16 protein-coding genes are annotated in these 19,241 nt (G+C 71.4%); 3 read left to right on the top strand and 13 right to left on the bottom strand.

The genetic code is table 11. From position 1 onward, the window contains the following. Window position 1 precedes the first annotated feature (1 nt). From ACFQ46_RS04805 to ACFQ46_RS04780, 6 genes are all read right to left on the bottom strand, one after another. The gene (locus ACFQ46_RS04805; RefSeq protein ID WP_380257704.1) at window positions 2-2,383 is read right to left on the bottom strand and encodes a chemotaxis protein CheA; all 2,382 of its coding nucleotides are present in this window, start codon (window positions 2,381-2,383) and stop codon (window positions 2-4) included. Between the two features lie 198 nt (window positions 2,384-2,581). Beyond that, window positions 2,582-4,174, bottom strand: a complete 1,593-nt coding sequence (locus ACFQ46_RS04800) for a methyl-accepting chemotaxis protein (RefSeq protein ID WP_380257702.1) — start codon at window positions 4,172-4,174, stop codon at window positions 2,582-2,584. 157 nt (window positions 4,175-4,331) lie between these two features. Next, window positions 4,332-4,955 (bottom strand): ATP/GTP-binding protein, encoded by a 624-nt coding sequence (locus ACFQ46_RS04795; protein ID WP_380159027.1) that lies wholly within the window; start codon window positions 4,953-4,955, stop codon window positions 4,332-4,334. Continuing rightward, a complete protein-coding gene (locus ACFQ46_RS04790) occupies window positions 4,936-5,331 on the bottom strand; it encodes a DUF742 domain-containing protein (protein WP_328294254.1) in 396 nt (131 codons plus the stop codon). Before ACFQ46_RS04790 ends, ACFQ46_RS04795 begins: the two co-directional genes overlap by 20 nt. 6 nt (window positions 5,332-5,337) lie before the next feature. Continuing rightward, window positions 5,338-5,784 (bottom strand): roadblock/LC7 domain-containing protein, encoded by a 447-nt coding sequence (locus ACFQ46_RS04785; RefSeq protein ID WP_328294253.1) that lies wholly within the window; start codon window positions 5,782-5,784, stop codon window positions 5,338-5,340. A 123-nt stretch (window positions 5,785-5,907) separates the two neighbouring features. Further along, window positions 5,908-9,081: a nitrate- and nitrite sensing domain-containing protein gene (locus tag ACFQ46_RS04780; RefSeq protein ID WP_380257700.1), complete on the bottom strand. Its 3,174-nt coding sequence runs from the start codon at window positions 9,079-9,081 to the stop codon at window positions 5,908-5,910. Between the two features lie 184 nt (window positions 9,082-9,265). Here ACFQ46_RS04780 and ACFQ46_RS04775 point away from each other — a divergent pair, with 184 nt between their 5' ends. Genes ACFQ46_RS04775 through ACFQ46_RS04765 form a run of 3 tightly spaced genes read left to right on the top strand, consistent with a single transcriptional unit; the run spans window position 9,266 to window position 12,621 of the window. Then, entirely contained in the window at window positions 9,266-9,874 is a 609-nt protein-coding gene (locus ACFQ46_RS04775; protein WP_380257698.1) for a molybdenum cofactor guanylyltransferase, read from the top strand. Window positions 9,875-9,883: 9 nt separating this feature from the next. After that, a complete protein-coding gene (locus tag ACFQ46_RS04770) occupies window positions 9,884-10,873 on the top strand; it encodes an NAD(P)H-quinone oxidoreductase (protein WP_328294250.1) in 990 nt (329 codons plus the stop codon). Next, window positions 10,870-12,621 carry a glycoside hydrolase family 15 protein gene (locus ACFQ46_RS04765; RefSeq protein WP_380257696.1) on the top strand — a complete coding sequence of 584 codons (1,752 nt, stop codon included), beginning with the start codon at window positions 10,870-10,872 and terminating at the stop codon, window positions 12,619-12,621. The genes ACFQ46_RS04770 and ACFQ46_RS04765 overlap by 4 nt, the downstream gene beginning before the upstream one ends. A gap of 28 nt (window positions 12,622-12,649) precedes the next feature. Here ACFQ46_RS04765 and ACFQ46_RS04760 read toward each other — a convergent pair whose 3' ends face one another. From ACFQ46_RS04760 to ACFQ46_RS04730, 7 genes are all read right to left on the bottom strand, one after another. Then, window positions 12,650-13,078, bottom strand: a complete 429-nt coding sequence (locus ACFQ46_RS04760) for an Hsp20/alpha crystallin family protein (RefSeq protein ID WP_380257694.1) — start codon at window positions 13,076-13,078, stop codon at window positions 12,650-12,652. A gap of 181 nt (window positions 13,079-13,259) precedes the next feature. Continuing rightward, complete coding sequence (locus ACFQ46_RS04755) at window positions 13,260-14,108, bottom strand: hypothetical protein (RefSeq protein WP_380257692.1); 849 nt, start codon at window positions 14,106-14,108, stop codon at window positions 13,260-13,262. Continuing rightward, entirely contained in the window at window positions 14,105-14,938 is an 834-nt protein-coding gene (locus ACFQ46_RS04750; RefSeq protein ID WP_380257690.1) for an extracellular solute-binding protein, read from the bottom strand. Before ACFQ46_RS04750 ends, ACFQ46_RS04755 begins: the two co-directional genes overlap by 4 nt. Window positions 14,939-14,987: 49 nt before the next feature. After that, on the bottom strand, window positions 14,988-15,854 hold the full coding sequence (locus tag ACFQ46_RS04745; protein WP_380258431.1) for a carbohydrate ABC transporter permease: 867 nt from the start codon (window positions 15,852-15,854) through the stop codon (window positions 14,988-14,990). A gap of 74 nt (window positions 15,855-15,928) precedes the next feature. Next, window positions 15,929-16,873 carry an ABC transporter permease gene (locus ACFQ46_RS04740; protein WP_380258429.1) on the bottom strand — a complete coding sequence of 315 codons (945 nt, stop codon included), beginning with the start codon at window positions 16,871-16,873 and terminating at the stop codon, window positions 15,929-15,931. 292 nt (window positions 16,874-17,165) lie between these two features. Beyond that, window positions 17,166-18,053 carry a sugar phosphate isomerase/epimerase family protein gene (locus ACFQ46_RS04735; RefSeq protein WP_380257688.1) on the bottom strand — a complete coding sequence of 296 codons (888 nt, stop codon included), beginning with the start codon at window positions 18,051-18,053 and terminating at the stop codon, window positions 17,166-17,168. Between the two features lie 26 nt (window positions 18,054-18,079). Then, window positions 18,080-19,195, bottom strand: coding sequence for a Gfo/Idh/MocA family protein (locus ACFQ46_RS04730; RefSeq protein WP_380257686.1), 1,116 nt, complete (start codon window positions 19,193-19,195; stop codon window positions 18,080-18,082). Window positions 19,196-19,241: the final 46 nt, after the last annotated feature.

The following is a 19,241-nucleotide window of genomic DNA, read 5'->3' as shown; positions in this document are numbered from 1 at the left end:
GTCAGACCCCCAGTCGCGTGGATGCTGCGGCGAGCTCGTTCTGAGCCTGCTCGGAGAAGAAGTTCGGGTCGGCCGCGAGGATCGCGGACCGCACGTCGAGGAGTTCGGTCACGCGGTCGCGGATGACCGCGGAACCGACCAGACCGGCGTCGTCGATGTCGCTGTGCGCGTCCTGGCCGGAGACGATGTCGACGATCTCGTCGACGACGATCGCGACCGAGCGACCGCGGGCCGAGTAGACGACACCCGGGACCGAGGCGACCTCGCCCCCCGAGTACGACGAGCGCGAACCGCCACCGAGGTGGTTCGCCAGGCGGACCAGCGGCAGGATCTCGCCGCGGTAGCGGACGACCTCGCGGCGCCCGACCCGTTCGATGGAGTCGGTCTTGAACTCCTCGAGGCGGGTGACGACGTCCAGCGGGATCGCGACGCGGCGGTTCCCGCCGAGACCGACGACCAGCAGGCGCTGCCCGTCGCTGCTCGCGGCCTGTTCCGCGGCGGCCTGGTCGTTGGCGTGGTCGATGCCGTCGGAACGCATCGTGCGGCGCGCCAGCGACTGCACGTCGAGGATCAGCGAGACGCGACCGTCACCGAGGATGGTGGCGCCGGCGTAGGCGCCGATGGCCTTCAACGCCCCGGAGAGCGGCTTGACGACGATCTCCTCGGTGTCCAGGACCCGGTCGACGAGCAGGCCGAAGCGGCGCCCGTCGCACTCGAGGACGGCGATGACGAGGTTCGTCGGGAGTTCCACGTCGGTGGGGCGCTTGAGTTCCAGCGCCTCCTCGAGGCGGATCAGCGGCAGCAGCGCACCGCGCAGGCGGTACACCTTCGCGCCACCGACGTCCTCGATCGCCTTGCCCATCTTCTCGGTGTCCAGGCTCACGAGTTCGAGCAGGTTCACCTGCGGCATCGCGTAGCGCTGACCGGCGCACTCGACGGTCAGGGCCGGGACGATCGCCAGTGTCAACGGGATCCGCAGACGCCAGACGGTGCCCTGCCCGGTGACGGACTCGACGTCGACGGAACCGCCGATGCGCTCGATGTTCGTCTTCACGACGTCCATCCCGACCCCACGGCCGGAGACGTTCGTGACCTTCGCCGCGGTGGAGAACCCGGGCAGGAAGAGGAACTGCAGGATGTCGTTGGGGGTCAGCGTCTCGAGCTTGGCCGCGGACACCAGGCCCTTCTCGACGGCCTTGTTCCCGATGATGACCGGGTCGATGCCCTTGCCGTCGTCGCGGATCTCGACGACGACCTGGCCACCCTCGTGGGCGGCGCGCAGCTTGAGGGTTCCGACCTCGTTCTTGCCGGCGGCGAGGCGGACGTCCGGGGACTCGATGCCGTGGTCGACCGCGTTGCGGACGATGTGGGTCAAGGGGTCCTTGACGGCCTCGAGGAGGGTGCGGTCGAGTTCGGTGTCGCCGCCCTCCATCTCCAGCTTGATCTTGCGGTTCAGCATGTTCCCGAGGTCGCGGACGACGCGGGGAAGCTTCGACCACAGGTGGTCGATGGCCTGCATGCGGGTGCGCATGACCGATTCCTGCATCTCGCTCGCGACGAGGTTCAGGCGGTGGCAGGCGCGGGTGAGGTCCTCGTCGCGCAGGGCTCCGGCCCGCTGCAGGATCTGGTTGCGGGCGAGGACGAGCTCACCGGCCTGGCGGACGAGGGACTCGAGGAGTTCCACGTCGACGCGGATGGTCGACTCGGCCGCGGAGGCCTTCTCGGGGGGAGCACCGCCCCCACCGGCCGGGGCCGCGGCGGGGGCCGCGGCGGCGGGAGCGGGAGCGGGGACCTCGGCGACGGGTTCCGGGGTGGGTTCGGGTTCCGGCGCGACCTCGACGGGGATCTCGGCGACGGGCGCCTCGACGACGGGGGTCTCGGCGACGGGCGCCTCGACGACGGGCTCGGGTTCGGGAGCGGGCGCGGCGACCGGTGCGGCGGGGGGTGCGGAGACGACCTCGACCCCGGCGCCGTCGGCGGCCGGCAGGACGGGTTCCTCACCGTCGAGCACCGCGCGGATGGCGGCGACGACGGCGGCGACCTCGACGCCGTCCTCGGTGTGGTTCGCCTCGATCTTCGAGAGCAGTTCACGGATGGTGTCGACCATCCGCAGCAGGACGTCGGTGGTGACCGGCGTCATGACGATCTGGCCGTCACGCAGACGGGCCAGCAGGTTCTCACCGACGTGGGCCACGGCCTCCAGGCGCGAGAACGCCAGGAACCCGGAGGTGCCCTTGATCGTGTGGATGGTGCGGAAGACGCTCGCGAGCAGCTCGCGGGAGCCTGGCTGCTGCTCCAGCGCCACGAGGTCGGAGTCCAGCTGGTCCAGGTTCTCGTAGCTCTCGACGAGGAACTCCTGGACGATCTCGTCCATGTCGTCCACGTGGACTCCCACTTCTCGCGGCGGTGCGATCCCGGGCGGGACCACGGTGTGTCACTTGCTCGTTCACTTGCTCTGTCTGCTCATCGGCATTCGAGTGCCGGAGCTGAAACCCCGCGGCGACGGGGGTGGCCCTGGGCGTCCGGGAAGGCTTCCGGACGCCCAGTCGGACGTCACGGGCCGGACGTCACGGCCCGGACGTCACAGCCGGAAGCCCGCCACGGCGTCCTGGAGGTCGCTCGCGACGCGCGAGACCTCGTCGGCGGAGTCCCGGGTGCTCTCGGCGGCGTCGCGGGTGCGCGAGGACGACGCGGCGATCCCCTGCATGTTCGTGGAGATCTCCTGCGATCCCGTCGAGACCTCGGTGACGTTGCGGACCATCTCCGCGGTCGTGGCCGACTGCTCCTCGACGGCCGCGGCGATGGTCGTCTGCAGGCTGTCGATGTTGCCGATGACCAGGCCGATCTGGGCGATGGCCGCCGACGCGGCGGCCGCGTCGCCCTGGGTGGCGAGGACGCGCTGGGTGATCTGCTCGGTGGCGCGGGCCGTCTGCTGCGCGAGCTCCTTGACCTCGCCCGCGACGACGGCGAAACCCTTGCCCATCTCTCCCGCCCGGGCCGCCTCGATGGTCGCGTTGAGGGCCAGCAGGTTCGTCTGCTCTGCGATGGAGGTGATGAGCTTGACGACGTCGCCGATCTCCTGGCTGGAGGAGGACAGCCGCTCGATGGTCTCGCTGGCCTCGCCGGCCGAACGGACGGCGTCGGCGGCCACGGTGGAGGCGTCGGCGGTGGAGGAGGCGATCTCGCGGATGGCCGCGGTCATCTCCTCGCTGGCGCCGGCGACGGTCCCGATGCTGGCGGAGATGTCGGCGGCGGCCAGCGAGACGACGTCGGCCTGGCTCGCGGAGTCGTGCGCGCCGGCCGTCAGCTGCCGGGACACCTCACCGAGGCGCCCGGAGGAGTTCTGCAACCCGTCGACCCCACCCCGGATGCGACGCACCGTGATCGCGAGGGTGTCGAGGGCCGAGTCGAGGGCCTGCGCGGTCGCGCCGACCTCGTCGCGGCTGTAGGTCCCGACGCGGACGTCGAGCCGTCCCTCGCTGAGCGCGGTGGCGACCTCACGGGTGCGCTTCAGCGGCACCGAGATGCTGCGGGTGGTGACGACGGTGAGGGCGACGGCGGCCGCGATCGCGGCGAGCGCGGTGCCGAGCAGCGCCCACCGGGCGTGGCCGTAGGCGACGGTGCCCTCGCGGGTGCTCACGACGGCGTTCTCGGTGATGGTCGCCTGGACGACCTTCAGGGCGTCGTTGGTCTTGCCGTGGCCGATGCCGCCGGCGGCGACCGCGATGCTGTCATCGCCGCGGGTCGCGACGAAGGCGGCCTGGTCACCCGTCAGGGCGATGCCCAGCAGGACGCGAGCGCCGGAGAGGTAGTCGGTCAGCGCGGCGTCGACGGCGCCGAGCTGGTCGGCGGGGACGCCGGGGTCGGCGGCCTTGAACGCGTCCCAGGCGTCGCTCACGTCGGTCTCGTCGGTGACGACGGCCGACTGGGTGTCCTCGGAGGGGGTCAGCGCGACGGCCAGGAGGTCCTTCGACATCCGGTTGTAGATGGTGCGGACCTCGGCGAGCTTCTGCTGCGCGGCGACGTTCTGCCCGCTCATGACCTCGAGCCGGTGCTGGGCGGCGGAGAGCTGGGCCAGGCCGACGGCGGCGAGGACCGCGAGCAGGACGGTCATCACGGCGAAGCCCGCGGCGATGCGCGTCCCGACGCCGAGGTTGCGGATGGTGCGGGTCACGGACGACTCCTCAGCTGGGGCGGGGTCCTCGGTGGCGGGGACCCCTCGTTCCCGCCATCGGCAGCCGGGCGGGTGTTCCTTGAGCGGGTCGGGGGTCGGGGACCCGGGAACGCAGAACGCCGGCCCCCCGAGGGGACCGGCGTTGCGGGCGGGTGCGTCAGGCCCCGGCGTTGAGGCGCGCGAGCGCCGTCTGCACGAGCGTGATGAGGCTGTGCTTGGTCGCGGCCTTGGAGCGGGCGTCGGTGTAGACGAGCGGGACGTGCTCGGGGACGCCGAGCGCTTCCCGGACCGAGTCGAGGTCGTGCTGGGCGACACCGTCGAAGCAGTTGACGGCGACGACGAACGGGATCCCGCGGGACTCGAAGTAGTCGACGGCCGGGAAGCACTGGTCGAGACGGTCGGTGTCGACGAGCACGACGGCGCCGATGGCGCCCTTGACCAGGTCGTCCCACATGAAGAGGAAGCGGTCCTGGCCCGGGGTGCCGAACAGGTAGAGCCAGAGGTTCCCCGGCAGCGCGATGCGGCCGAAGTCCATGGCGACGGTGGTGGAGGTCTTGCGGTCGGAGTTGAGACCCGCGTCGTCGATGCCGACCGAGTGCTCGGTCATGGCGGCTTCGGTGCGCAGCGGCTCGATGTCGGAGATCGAGCCGATGAAGGTCGTCTTGCCGACGGCGAACCCGCCGGCCACGACGATCTTGACGACGGTGGGCGGGGCCTGAGGTGCGGTTCCCGCGGGCGCTCCGGCTCCGGCGGGGCTCACGTCAGAGCGAGGAAATGCCATTGAGAACACTCTCCAGGACGCTGATGGTTGTCGCGGGTTGGGGGGCGGAGGTCATCGTGAGGCCGTGGATGCGGACCTTCCCGGCTTGGGACAGGTCGCTCACCACGACGCGCACGACTCCGACCGGCAGGTGGACGTGTGCGGACAGTTCCGCGATCGACAGGTAGGACTTCTTGGTGAGTTCGAGGATCTTGCGCCGTTCCGGCGTCATCCCGACCTCCGGTTCGGCGAGGGCCTCCACGAGCGCCTCGACCGGGAGGTCGGCGTTGCTCGGTCGGGTCCGGCCACCGGTGACGGTGTACGGGCGGACGGTGAACTCTTCGAGGTCCTGGTCGTCGTCGTCGGACCAGAGGTCCGCGCTACCAGGTGCTGTCACGTCGCGTCACCACCGGGAGGCGACCGGTGCGGAGGTGGGCAGGTTCGCCCGCATCTCCGACACCAGCTGCGGGGTCAGGACGGTCTCGGCGCGCTGGACCAGCATGGCCATCTCGTAGCCGATGAGCCCGACGTCGCAGCCGGCCTCCGCGGAGACGGCCAGGACGGAACCGTCGGAGATGTTGACCAGGAAGAAGAACGAGTCGTCCATCTCGATGATGGCCTGACGGACCTCCCCGGACTGCAGCTGGTGGGCGGCGCCGCGGGCCAGGCTCGAGACGCCCGAGACGATCGCGGCGAGGGTGTCGCCGGACTCGCGGTCGAGCTTGTCCGACATCGCCATCAGCAGGCCGTCGGCGGAGACGACGACGGTGTGGGCGACACCGGGGACGCTCTTGACGAAGTTGTCGAGGAGCCAGCTGAAGTCGGCGGCCTCGGAGCTGAGCACGGTCACAGTGGGATTCCTCTTCTTTCGCAGTTCTGTCGGGTCGACTGCTGGTCGTGGTGGGGCGGGAGGTGTTCTCCGCGGGACCGTGGGGTCCGGGAGCGTGGGGCCCGGGAGGTCCGGGGGGGCGGGTCAGGCGTCACCCTCGCCACCGCTCTCGGTGGTGGGGGTGTCGCCCTCGGTGCGGCCGCGGGACACGCCGGCCTGGAAGCCGGAGAGCATCGAGCGGACGTCGGCGGGGGCACGGCGCTGGCGGTTGGCCGCGGAGGTGCGGGCCGGGACCGGCTTGGCCGCGGCCGCGGTGGCCCCGGCCTGGCGGCGGACCAGCGGGGCGGAACCGCTGCCCCGGGAGGGGGTGAAGTTCTGCCCGTCGGTGAGGGCGGTGAGGGCGTCGGCGGCCAGCGCGCTGCGCTGGCGGAGGGCCTCGCCGACCGTGCGGGTCTGCGCGGGGATCGCGACCGGGACCGCGACCACGGGGGCCACGGGGGTCTCGACGACGGGCGCCTCGACGACCGCAGCCACGGGAGCCTCGACCACCGGGGTCTCGACCACCGGGGTCTCGACCACCGGGGTCTCGACCACCGGGGTCTCGACCACGGGGGCCTCGACGACCGGCGCCTCGACGACCGCAGCGACGGGTTCCTCGACCACCGGGGTCTCGACCACGGGGGCCTCGACGACCGGCGCCTCGACCACGGGGGCCTCGACGTGCGGGGCCTCCTCGGCCTGCTGCGCGGCGCGGTCGGCCTCGAGGGCGTCCAGTGCGGACGCCTCGGCGGTCGTCGCCTCGCTGCGCTTGCGGGAGGTCCAGAACGCCTCGGCGGCGGTCTTCGGCGGGGCCACGGTCTCGCGGACCTTGCGGGCCTTCTTGCCTGCGGTGGGCAGGATGTCCTGCGCCGCAGCCAGAGCCGTGGGGGCCTCGGCCTTGCGTTCGCGCTTCGGCATCGCCGAGGTGGTGGGGGCCGACGCGGTGACCGGCTTCCAGTCCTCCTCCGACGCCACGACCGGGACGGTGGGGGCGACGGGGGCAGCGGGAGCGACGGGGGCGGGCGACGCCTCCACCTTGGCCTGCGCCTGAGCGGTGCGGCGGCGGGTCGGCAGCTGCCGGCCCTCGACCTTCGACGTGGGCGCGGAGGCGTTGACCTCGGAGCTCGCGGCCGCCTCGGCCGCGGACTTCTGCAGCGTCGCGGACAGCGCGTCGCCCAGGCCCTCGGCCGCCAGCGGGTTGCTGACGATCGTGTTCGGGCCACCGGTGGGCGCCGCCGGGGTGCGGGTGGGCAGGCCACCCGGCCCCGCGGGGAGCGCGGACGGGGCGTCCGGCAGGGCCGAGACACCGCCGTCGGGCAGGGCCGAGACGCCACCCTCGAGCGAGGGGAGGCCGCTGTCGAGGGCCGCGAGCTCCGGCTCCCCGGCCTTGACCGAGCCCGGGGTGAAGAGCGCCGCGGGCAGGACCAGGGTGACGGTGGTGCCGTTGCCCTCGGAGGTCACGAACTCGACCTCGACGTCCAGGCGGCCGGCGAGGCGACCGACGACGTAGAACCCGAGGCGCTGGGCCCCGACGAACTCCGAGGCGCGACCACCGGAGATGCGCTGGTGTGCGGTCTCGACCTCGTCGGCGTTCATGCCGAGGCCGCTGTCCTTGATCGTGATCTCGACGCCGCGGTCGGTCTCGGCGGTGCCGACGACGACGCGGGTGCCGGGGTCGGAGAAGTTCGTCGCGTTCTCGAGCAGCTCGGCGATCATGTGCGAGGCCGACAGCGCGAGGTGACCGACGACCGGCGGGTCGACCTGCAGGGCGAGGTCCACGCGGTCGTAGTGCTCGATCTCGCCGGCCGCGGTGCGGACGACGTCCGACAGCGGCAGCGGGCGGCGCAGGCGGCGCCCGGTGTTGATGCCGGCGAGGACGAGCAGGGACTCGGCGTTGCGCCGCATCCGGGTCGCGAGGTGGTCGAGGGTGAAGAGGTCCTCGAGGGTGTCGGGGTTCTCCTCGGTGCGCTCCAGCTGGTCCAGGAAGGCCAGCTGGCGGGCGAGCAGCGTCTGGTCGCGACGGGCGACGTTGACGAACATCTCAGCGATCGAGGCGCGCAGCGCGGCCTGCTCCCCGGCGATGCGGAAGGTGGTCTCGTTGAGGTCGTTGATGACGTGGGCGACGTCACCGATCTCGTCGGTGCTCGTGACCTCCAGCGGGGTGAAGTCCACGCCGGGACCCTCGCCCGGGGTCTGCATGCGCTCGACCATGCGGGGCAGTTCGTCGCGGACCGTGATGGCCGCGTCGGACAGGGCGCGCAGGCGGCGGCCGATGTCGCGGGCGACGCGCAGGCCGAAGAGGGCGACGGCGGCGAAGACGAGCAGGGCGCCGAGGACCAGGACCAGCGTGCCGAGGGTGGCGCGGCTCGACGCGGCGTCGGCGCGGTCGGCGACGGTGGTCGCGATCTCGTTGGTGGCGGCGCGGTAGGCGGTGATGACCTCGCCGGAGGTCTCCTCCCAGCCCTTCTCGGGCAGGGAGGGGGTGCCGGTGGCGGCGGCGAAGATGTTGCGGTCCTGGTTCAGGAACGCCAGCGACTGGGTGACCTGGCTGCTGTTCAGGGTGGCGTCGAGGGCCGCCGCGCCGTCGGCGTGCAGGCGGTAGCGGGCCTGCGCCTCGAAGTAGTTGCCCTGTTCGATGGCGTTGCCGCGCAGGACGTCCAGCGCGACGTTGGTGTCGCCCTGGACGATGAGGTCACCGGCGGACTGCTCGACCGACAGCGCGTCGACGCGCTTGAGGAGGTACCCGAACGCGGCGATGTCGTCGGCCAGGTCGCGGTCCTGGGCCTGCTCGGCGACGGTGACGGTGAGGTCGGTGGCGGCGGAGGCGACGGCGCTGTAGCTGTTCAGCGCGGCGAGCGGGGTGGTGGTGCCGTTGTCGACGGCGGCGCGGGTCTGCGGGAGGGTCTCCGCGAGGGCCTTCTGCACGCTGGCGTAGACCACGGCGCTGGACCCGGCGGTCAGGTCCAGGCCGCTGGCCTGGATGGCCCCGGACACCCCGGCGGTGGCGGCGTCGGTGGCGGCGCGGTCGGTGGCGACCTGCGCCTTGAGGTCGTCGGCCGGCGCGGCCAGGTACTCCAGCGTGCTCCGTCGCTCCGTCTGCAGGGCGGTGAAGAAGCCGTTGATCGTCTGCGCCGACTTCGCGTAGGCGGCCAGGTGGCGGCGTTCCGTCGTGGACGTCACGTCCTGGGCTGCCGTCGCGACGACGGCGACGAGCAGCAACACGAGAGGTACCACCAGGAGGACCGCGAGCTTGGCTCGGATGCTCAGGTTCCGCAGCATGTCAACCTTCCGTACGCGATGGTGGGCGGGCGAAACTGCCCACCGTTGGCCGAGCAGACTCAGTGGTGATCGGGACGTGGACCCACGAGGTGAACTCCACGGGCCCGACAACCCTCGTTCGGCTCATCGGCAGCTCGGCGTGGTTGCTTGACCCTTCCGCTCGAACGTGCCACCAGGAGGTCCGGTGCAGGGTGTCGTCGTCGTGGTCGTCGCGGGCGGTGGGAGCACCCGCTGGGCCGCCCGCACGGGACCGGGGGCGGACAAGCTCGCCGCACCCCTGGGTCCCGGGACGGTCCTGCAGCACCTGCTGCGCGAGTTGTCCGGTCACGACGTGGTCATCGTCGGACCGGGCGGGGTCCTGGAGCGCCCGACCGGGGGAGGTCCGCTCGCCGGGTTCGCCGCGGGCCTCGCCGCGAGCACCGCGCCCGTGCTGGTGCTGCTGGGCGGGGACCAGCCCTTCGCCGCGAGCGCCGTGCCCCGCCTCCTCGCCGCCCTCGCCGCGGACCCGGACCTGGACGCCGTCGTCGGGGTCGACGGGGACGGCCGACGTCAGCCGCTGCTCTCCGCGCACCGGCGCACCTCGGCCCAGCGGGTCCTCGACGGGTTGCCGGCGGTCGCGGGCCAGCCGTTGCGGGAACTGTTCCGCGGCCGGGTCGGGGAGGTCGCGGTCAGCGGGCGGGAGGCGCTGGACGTCGACGTGCCGCAGGACCTCGACCGGGCCCGGAGCCTGCTGACGGACGGGGATGCGGACGCGGACGGGGATGCGGAGGCGGGCGACCCGGGCCCGACGTAGTGTCGCGACGTGCGAGCCGTGATCGTCGAACGTCCCGGGGGCCCCGAGGTCCTCGTCCCCACCGAGCTGCCGGACCCGGTGGCGGGCCCCGGCGAGGTCGTGGTCCGCGTCGCCGCCGCGGGGGTCAACCGGGCCGACGTCGCGCAACGCCTCGGCCACTACCCCTCGCCCCCCGGTGCACCCGAGAACCCGGGCCTGGAGGTCTCCGGCTGGATCGAGTCGACCGGGCCCGACGTCGGGTGGTCGGTGGGTGAACCCGTCTGCGCGCTGCTGGGTGGCGGTGGCTACGCCGAACGCGTCCTCGTCCCGGTCGGGCAGTTGCTACCCGTCCCCCAGGGCGTCGGCGTGGTCGAGGCCGCGGCGCTGCCCGAGGTCACCTGCACGGTCTGGTCGAACGTCTTCACCCTCGCCGGGCTGCGTCCCGGCGAGCTCCTCCTCGTCCACGGCGGGTCCAGCGGGATCGGGACGATGGCCATCCAGCTGGCCCGTCAGGTCGGGGCCCGGGTGGCCGTCACCGCGGGGTCGGCGGAGAAGCTGCAGCAGTGCGCGGAACTCGGCGCGCAGGTGCTGGTGAACTACCACGACGACGACTTCGTCGAGGCGGTCCGCGCGTTCGAACCGGCCGGCGCCGACGTCGTGCTCGACCTCGTCGGCGCGCCGTACCTGGCCCGCAACCTCGACGTGCTGGCGACCAGCGGTCGCCTCGTGGTGATCGCCACCCAGGGCGGGACCCACGCCGAACTTGACCTCGGCCTCCTCATGCGCAAGCGGATCTCCCTGCACGCCACCGGACTGCGCTACCGCGACGCCGACGACAAGGCGACGATCGTGGCCAGCGTCCGCGACCACGTGTGGCCGCTGATCGCCGACGGCGGGGTGCGCCCCGTCGTGCACGAGACGTTCCCGCTGGCCGAGGCCGCGCGCGCCCACGAGGTCATGGAGGGTTCCTCCCACGTCGGGAAGCTCCTGCTCACGACGGGGGCGCAGGCGCCCCGGTGACGCCCGACGAGTTCACGAAGCAGTTCCCGCCGCACGTCCTGCGCGACTACGCCGTCGTCGCCGACGGCGCCCGCGGCGCGGTCGTCGGCCCACGGGGTGACGTCGTGTGGATGTGCGCCCCGAACTGGCACGACGACGCCGTCTTCGCCGCCCTGCTCGGTGGGCGGGGCGCGTTCTCCGTCACCCCCTCGCACCCCTTCGTCTGGGGCGGTCACTACGAACCGGCGACGCTGGTGTTCCGCCACCACTGGACCTCGCGCGGCGACGGCACGATCGACTGCCGCGACGCCATGGCGATGCCCAGCGACCCCCACTGCGCGGTCCTGCTGCGCGAGGTGGTCGCCGTCGAGGGTGACGGCGAGGTCGACGTCCTCTTCGACCTGCGGGCCGAGTTCGGGTCCAAGGCGCTGCGCAACCTGCGCCGCGACGACTCCGGCCGCTGGAGCGCCCGGTCCGGCGACCTGCACGTGCGGCTGAGCGGGCTGGGTTCCGCCGACGTCGAGGACGGGATGCTGCGGGCGCACCTGCGCGTCCCGGCCGGCACCTCCCACCACCTCGTGCTGGAGGTCGGGACCCGCCTGCACGAGGAACCCCCGGACCCGGTGCACTCCTGGACCTCCACCGAGCACACCTGGAAGTCGGCGGTGCCCGACATCCCGCACTCGATCGCGCCCGAGGAGGCCCGGCACTCCTTCGCGTTGATCCGGGGGCTGACCTCGGACTCGGGCGGGATGGTCGCCGCGGCGACGATGTCGCTGCCCGAGCACGCCGACAAGGGCCGCAGCTACGACTACCGCTACGCCTGGATCCGCGACCAGTGCTACGCCGGTCTCGCCCTCGCCGAGTGCGGGGAACCGACCGAGCTGTACCGGACGCTCGTGGACTTCGTGGTCCGACGGGTCCTGACCGACGGGCCGGACCTGGTGCCCGCCTACACCGTGCTGGGGGCTCCCGTCCCCGAGGAACGGCACACCGGGGTCCCCGGCTACCCCGGCGGGTGGGACATCGCGGGCAACCACGTCCGCGGTCAGTTCCAGCTCGACGCGTTCGGTGAGGTGCTGCAACTGCTGGCCTCCGCGGCGCGCTTCGACGTCCTCGACACCGACGGCCGGCGCGCCGTGGGCGTCGCGGTCTCCGCGATCGAGAAGCGCTGGGAGGAACCCGACGCCGGGATCTGGGAGATCGAGGACGACTGGTGGACGCACTCCCGCCTGGAGTGCGTCGCCGGGTTGAAGTGCATCGCGGCGGTGTCCTCGCCCGGCGAGGCGGCGCGCTACGCGGCGCTCGCGGACACGATCCTCGCGCGGACCTCGCGCGACTGCCTGCACCCCGACGAGGGACGGTGGCAGCGCAGTCCGACCCAGCCCGGGGTCGACGCGGCGTTGTTGCGGCCCGTCCTGCACGGGGCCCTGCCGGTGGAGGACCCGCGGTCGCGGGCGACGCTCGCGGCGGTGCGGCGCGACCTCGTCGAGGACCACTACGTCTACCGCTACTCCCCCGACTCGATGCCGTTGGGCACCACCGAGGGGGCGTTCCTGCTCTGCGGCTTCGTCGTCGCCGAGGCCCTGCACGCCGACGGCCAGGAGGTCGACGCGTTCCGCTTCTTCGAGCGCAACCGGGCCGCGTGCGGTCCGGCGGCGTTGCTGAGCGAGGAGTGGGACGTGCGCGAACGCCAGTTGCGCGGGAACTTCCCCCAGGCGTTCGTGCACGCCGCACTGCTCTCGAGTTCCCTCCGGCTGGCGCGCTGACGACCGCTGGTCGTCAGCGCGCGTCGGCTCAGACGGTGGTGATCTCGATCCGGGTCGGCTGCGCGGTGGTGTGCGCACCGGCGACGCGGACGGTCAGGACACCCGCGTCGTAGCTCGCGCTGATCGACTCCGCGGTGACGGAGGTCGGCAGCGTGAAGCTGCGGCGGAAGGTGCCGTAGCGGATCTCGGTGCGGCGGCGCGCGGACTCCTCGCGGGGGTCCTTGCGTTCACCGCGGACGACGAGCTCGCCCTTCTCGACCTCGACGGTGACGTCCTCCAGGAGGTTCTCCTCGGCGATGCCAGGGAGTTCCAGCTTGACGACGGCGTCGTCCCCGTCGCGGCCGACCTCGACGGCCGGGACGAACCCGGTGGAGGTTCCGAAACTGCTGCGGACCAGCGCGTCGAACTGGGCCTGGGTCTCGAAGGGGCTGCGGCGCCACACGGACAGCGTGTTCATGAGTGTCCTCCTCGGACGTTCCCGGCGCTCGGGGTGAGCGCCTTCGAAGGACACAACCTGAGTCTCCTCGACTCACTTCCGCCGTTCGCCGACGGTGGAAGGGCCCCGACCAGCCCACCCCGAACCCCCGATCCGTGATCTCGCCGGGAATCCCCGCGGGATCACGGATCGGGGTGCTGGATCAGCTCGTGGCGATCGCCCCCGCCTTCTGCAGCGCGTCCTGGTACTCGGTGCGCATCTTGTCCCCCACCGCGTTCTTCCACGTCGAGACCAGGGTCTTGAGGTCGGCGAACGGACGACGCTCCTGGACGACGTCGTTGACGCCATCGGTGAAGGTCTTGTCGGCCGTGGCGTTGTCGGTCGAGGCGGCGTTGGAGTACAGCCCGATCACCGGGTTGGCGATGCCGGTGGGGATCTCCAGCGACTGGTACTCGTGCTGGGTGTCGGCGTCCTGGGGACGACCGGGGACGTAGATGTTGTACGGGCTGTCGGCCAGGTAGCGGATGGGCAGGACCGTGTCCTTGGTCCCGGTCGGGGTGAGCACCGGGTTTCCCCCCGGGTCCAGCGTGTGGTCGACGCCCTCCTGGCCGAAGAGGCGGTACTTGTACTCCTCCGTGCCGAACGGTGCGGCCAGCCAGTTCAGCACCCGCAGGACCGTCTTGATCTTCTCCGGGTCGTCCTGCTGCTTGAGCATGGTCATCGAGAAGTACCCGTTGCCGTAGGCCCAGTGCGCCAGCCCGCTCCCGTCACGCAGGTGGACGGGCATCAACCCGAGCTTGAAGTTCGGGTTCGAGGCGTTGTCGAGCTGGTACTGGATCCACCCCGGGTAACCGTCGGCGGCGTTGATGGCGCAGGTCCCGGCGTTGAACAACTGCTTGAACGGCTGGGCCGTGTCGAAGGAGTCCGGGTGCATCACGCCCGACTTCCACATGGCGATCAGGTCGGTGACGGTCTGGGCGTACTGGTCGGTCTCGTAGACGTGGGTGAGCTTGCCCCCCTCCTCCGCCCAGACGTTCGGCTCGCCGTTCATCCGACCGAGCAGCTGGCGGGCTGGTTGAAGAGGCTGAAGGCCCACCGCCGCTGCTTGGGGTCGGTCAGCGCCTTGGTCGTCTCGACGAGTTCGTCGTAGCTCTTCGGCTCGGGAGAGACCCCGGCGGCCTCGAACAGGTCCTGACGGATGAAGTGGTAGTTCCCGATGGCCCCGCGGGCGATGGGGATGCCGTAGATGCCGTTGTTGTAGACCGTCGCCTTCCAGGTGCGGGTGGGGATGTTGGCGAGGTTGGGGTACTCCTTCACCGCGTCACCGGAGAGGTGCTCACTCAGGTCGGTGAAGCGCTTCTCGAGCAGCTGCGGCAGGTTGGGCACCGGGAAGGTGCTGCCCGTGACGGGGCCGGGGATCTGGAGCATGTCCGGGAGCTCGTTGCCGGCGATGACGGTGGGGAACTTCTGCAGGTAGTCGGCGTTGCTGACCATCTGCAGCTGGAGGTCGACGCCGAGCCGGTCGTTCAGGCCCTGCCAGTAGGTGTTGTCCCCGACGCCCGGCGGGACGGCGAAGTAGATGTTGGCCATCCCGGTCACCGTCTCCCCGTGACCGGGGACCTCGTCGACCGAGGTGGGGTTCTCGGCGGGGAAGTTCCGGAAGGCGGGGTCCACGCCCTGCTCGGTACCCGGGAGGTCCGGGGTCACCCCGGTGTAGGGCACGTAGGTCGGCAGGACGGCGGTGTTCTTCCCGCTGTCTCCCCCCGAACCACCGCTGTCGTTCCCGCTGGAGCAGGCGGACAGGCCGCCCGTCGCGAGCAGACCTGCACCACCTCCTGCCCCTGCGAGCAGACTGCGTCGGCTGAAAGCGCTCTCTGACATGGATCCTCCTCGACCCGGTGGGTTGCTCGTGAGTCGTGCGGCGGGCGGTTCAGCCCTTGACGGCGCCGATCAGGACACCCTTGGCGAAGTGCCTCTGGATGAAGGGGTAGACCAGCAGGATCGGCACGATGGCCATCACCAGGATGGCCATCTGCAGCGGCAGCTGCGGGGGCAGGGCCTCACCGGCGGCGTCGCCGCCGATCGTCGTCTGGTTGACCACGTAGGTCCGCAGCACCAGGGCCATCGGCCACTTCTCGCTGGACTGGATGTAGAGCAGGGCGTTGAAGAACGCGTTCCAGTAGGCGACCGCGTAGAAGAGCCCGATGACGGCCAGCACCGCCTTGGACAGCGGCAGCACGATGCGCAGCAGGACCGTCGCGGCTCCGACCCCGTCGATGGCGGCCGACTCGAAGAGCTCCTTGGGCAGTTCCTGGAAGAACGCGCGCATGACGATGACGTTGAAGGCGTTGACGAGCACCGGGAGGACCAGCGACCACAGGGAGTCCAGCAGGTGGAACTCCTTGACCACCAGGTAGCTCGGGATGAGTCCCGGGGCGAAGAGGATCGCGCCCAGCACCAGCATGAGCACCGGTTTGGCGCCCAGGGCACCCGGCCGGGACAGCCAGTAGGCGAGACCCGCGGTCGCGGCCAGCGACAGGAACGTCCCGACCACGGTGACCCCGATGGAGATCAGGACCGCGCGGGTGACCACACCCCCTTGGAGCACGGTGGTGTAGGCGTCGAAGCTGATCCCGCTCCCGGGCCACAGGACCATCCCGCCGCCGGAGTCGTTGATGGTCTTCTGGTCGGCCAGGGACGTGGCGATCACCGTCCAGAAGGGGATGACGACCAGCGCCACCGAGATGGCCAGGAAGACGAACTTCAGGGCCTGGGTGGCGACGCTCGGCTTCTCCATCCACGGAGGCCGCTTGCCGTCCTTGCGGAACGACGGGACGGTGTCGTCCCCGATGGTGGCGTTCTCGACGGTGGTCACTTCTCGTACACCCCTCTCTCACCGAAGAGGTGAGCCAACTTGTTCGCGCCGACGACGAGGAGGACTCCGACCAGGCCCTTGATCAGGCCTGCGGCCGCCGAGGTTCCCCACTCACCGCCGAGGATGCCGTTGTTGTAGACCCAGGTGTCCAGGACCTCACTGGCCTGCAGGCCGACCGGTCCCTGCTGCAGGATGATCTGCTCGAACCCCACCGAGAGACTGCTGCCCAGGCGGAGGATGAGCAGCAGGATGATGAGCCCCTTGAGGGCCGGCAATGTGATGTACCAGAGACGTTGCCTTGCGTTCGCACCGTCCACCGCGGCCGCCTCGTACTGCTCCTGGTCGACGCGGGAGATCGCGGCGAGGAAGATGATGGTTCCCCAGCCGGCGTCCTTCCAGATCACCTGGCTGGTGACCAGCGCCTTGAACAACTCCGGAACCCCGATGATGTCGATGATCGGGAAGTCGTTCTGCACGAGGAAGGTGTTCAGCATGCCCGCGTTGCCCAGCATCTGCTGGAACAGCGCGACGACGATCACCCAGGACAGGAAGTGCGGCAGGTAGAGGATCGACTGCAGGATCCGCTTCAGACGCTCCCCGGAGAGGCTGTTCAGCACCAGGGCGATCACCAGGGGGACCGGGAAGACCAGCACCGTCTGGATGATCGTGAGGACGATCGTGTTCCACAGGGCGTTGCGGAACGCCGGGTTCCCGTCCCACAGGAACGAGAAGTTCTGCCAACCGACCCAGTCCGACTCGGAGATGCTCAGGTAGGGCTGGTAGTCCTTCCAGGCGATGACGTTGCCCAGGAGGGGCAGGTACTGGAACGCCACCAGGGCGATCGCGCCGGGGAGACCCAGTGCGACGAGGAGCAGCCTGTCGCGCGACCACCGACGCCGGGGGGTGCGCGGCGCACGGGATCCGCGCCGCGGGGGTTTCACCGGGGCGCTGTCGACGGAGAGGTTCCCGACCGCAGCCGCGGCCGACGACTTCTCACCGGAAGAGTTCTGTCTCACCTTTGAGCTCCTGCCACGTCACCTGCACGGGGGTTGGCCGGACAGTCCGAGTTCGGGTACCGGGTTCTGCGGGGCCGGGCCCCCAACGCTGGTGGACCCGCCGACGCGGTAAACGCTTACCCCGATCGCCGTTCCGACGCTAGCACGGTGGGGGTCGCAGCGGAAGGTTTCCCGAGGCGCGTCGTGCTCTGCCGCAACGCATCCGGGGATCGTCAGGTCACGGAACGGTCACCGCGGCGAGGTGGTCCCGCGCCCACTCCCACGAGATCCGGTGCGACTCGTGGAGGGAACCCACGCTGGGGTGATCGACCTCGATCATGTAGTCCCCGTCGTAGTCGTCGGGGAGGGCGTCGAGCACCGCCCCGAGGTCGAGCACGCCCCGTCCGGGTTCCGCCCACAACCGCCCGCTGCTCGCCTTCTCGCGGTACGTCCCACCGCCGCCGGCCCCGTCGAGGTGGTCGGGGTAGAGGTCCTTGAGGTGGATCCCGCCGGTGCGGTCGGCGTAGCGCCGGACGAGGGCGACGGGGTCGATCCCCGCCCACCGCAGGTGCCCGGTGTCCGGTCCGAAACCGATGAGGTCGGGCCCGAGGTCGTCCAGCAGGGAGGTGATCTCGTGTTCGGTCTCGAACACACCCCCGACGTGGGAGTGGTGCAGCGGCCGGACCCCCTCGGAGATCAGCACCGCGCAGACCCGGCCGGCGTTCTCGATCGCCCGGTCGAGGCGGCCCTGGTCGAACCCGGCCCCGACGGCCGGGCGCTCGAGGCGTTCGGGCAGGGACATGGACGAGAGCATCGTGCGGTCGAGACCGAGTTCCGCCTGTTCGGCGCCGAAGCGCCGGGCCTGCTCGAGCACGTCGGCCATCACGACGGTCTCGTCCAGCGCGCTGCTGAAGAGCCCGATCGAGGGGCTGAGCCCAAAACCCGCGATCCAGTCCGCGTACTCCCCCGGCGTCATCCCGGCCGGGAGGTCGGCCTTCACCGCGGTGAAACCGATCTGCTGGAAGTCGCGGAAGGCCTGCTCGAAGACCTCCCGGGTCTTCCCGGCCTGCGACCAGTACGGGATGGGGTTCGCCGCGACCCTGCGGCCGGGTCGTCCAGACGTCATCGTCGTCTCCTCGTTCGATCTGACGGTCAGGGGGTTCTCTGCAGGGAGGGGGCCAGCGCCACCGGACGCGACGTCCGGGCGGACTCGTAGAGGCCGGTGATCACGGCGACCGCGAGGCGGTTCTCCTCCAGGCCGACCCGCAGTTCCGCCTCACCCCGCAGGGCGGCCAGGACGTTGCGGTACTGGGCCAGGTGCGCGTCGGACATCCGACCTGGGAGGCTGGTCACCGGCGCGGTCGCCTCCGGTCCACCGAAGCGCTCGACCTGGTTGGTACCCGCGCCGCGGGCGCCCATGAGCGTCTCCTGCGGTGCCCCACCGGGGGGCGTCGCGTGGAAGTACACGAGACGGTCGTCCTCGATCACGGCCGATCCGCGGTCGCCGTGGACCTGCAACCGGGTGCTGAGGCCGGGGTGGACGGCGGTGGAACCGTGCAGGGTCGCGATGGCCCCCGACGCGAAGCGCACGACACCCGTCGCGACGTCCTCGACCTCGATGCGCTCGTGGGCCCGGACGGCCGTCCAGCCGAACACCTCCACCGGCCGGCCCATCGTGGCGATCAGGAGGTCGACGGTGTGCACGCCCTGGTTCATGAGGGCCCCGCCGCCGTCCAGCGCCCACGTGCCGCGCCAGTCGCCGGAGTCGTAGTAGCTCTGCCCGCGCCACCAGTCGATCGAGGCGGTCGCGGAGGTCAGCCGGCCGAACTCCCCGCGGGCCACCGCGGCCACGACGATCTCCGTCGCCGGGTCGAAGCGGTGCTGGGAGATGACTGAGACCAGGGTGCCGGCGCGGTCACGGGCCCGGACCATCTCGTCGATCCGCTCGAGCGAGATCTCCGCCGGCTTCTCGACCACGACGTGCTTGCCGGCCTCCAGCGCCTGCACGGTCAGCTCGCCGTGGGTGCCGGTCGGGGTGCAGACGACCGCGACGTCGAAGGGCACGCCGGCCAGGGCCTGCGCCAGCGTGGCGTGGACCTGACCCCCGTGCTCCGCGGCGAAGGCCCGGGCGCGTTCCACGACCGGGTCCACCACCGCGACGAGTTCGGCCTCCTCGGCCAGCTGGCCGAGGACGGTGCCGTGCTGACGGGCGATGACGCCCGCGCCGATGACGGCGAAACGGGTTCTGCTGTGCTGCGGAAGGGGCATGCTTGGACTCCTCGTCGAGTGGCGTCACCGTGCCGGAGCGCCCCGA

The sequence above is a fragment of the Kineococcus sp. GCM10028916 genome, assembly GCF_042674865.1.
Taxonomy (GTDB): Bacteria; Actinomycetota; Actinomycetes; order Actinomycetales; family Kineococcaceae; genus Kineococcus.
The sequence above is the reverse complement of the archived record's forward strand: the minus strand, read 5'-3'. Positions and strand labels throughout refer to the sequence as shown.